This window comes from Maribellus luteus (assembly GCF_003576475.1).
Classification (GTDB): domain Bacteria; phylum Bacteroidota; class Bacteroidia; order Bacteroidales; family Prolixibacteraceae; genus Draconibacterium; species Draconibacterium luteum.
In genome coordinates, this window is the sequence record NZ_QWGR01000330.1 from 1 (window position 1) to 505 (window position 505).

Annotated in this window: 1 protein-coding gene; it reads right to left on the minus strand. The window is 67.1% G+C overall.

Annotated elements, in window-relative coordinates:
• Positions 1-473: hypothetical protein (locus tag D1614_RS29105; RefSeq protein WP_206610232.1), on the minus strand; the 473-nt coding region annotated here is incomplete at its 3' end.
• Between the last annotated feature and the right edge of the window lie 32 nt (positions 474-505).

Genomic DNA, 505 nt, shown 5'->3' on the forward strand with positions numbered 1-505 from the left:
CCGTGCAGCGGCGCCGGCAGGCCCGCAATGGGCACCGTCACCCGGGCGACGCGGGGGATGCGGCGCGCGGTGACGTAGCCGACAAATGTCACCAGGAACGTGAGTACAACGACGAGCAGGGCCGAGTCGTGCCGATAGGCCTGGGGCAGCACGATCAGCGCGATGTCGCGCAGCAGCGTCAGCACGAACAACGAAGAGAACAGGCCCATCAGCAACGCACCGAACCAAGACACGCGATCCGCCAGCGAGATGGGGCGGATCACAAAGCGCGCGGCCATCCCGGTGGGGATCATGACCGCCGAAACGAGCAGGAAAAGGATGCCGGCAGCCCAACCCGCCCCGTTCCAGCCCAGATCCGGTAGCAGCCGGCACCCGATGTAGAGATGCAGCACTGCCATGAGCGCCACGGCCGTCGTCAGGAAGCGGCGCCTGCCGCGGGGCAGGGATCGGCTGCCGGTAGGTTCGTCACGCATGGTGGAGCGGCTCCTTATTGTTTTGCTGGGGC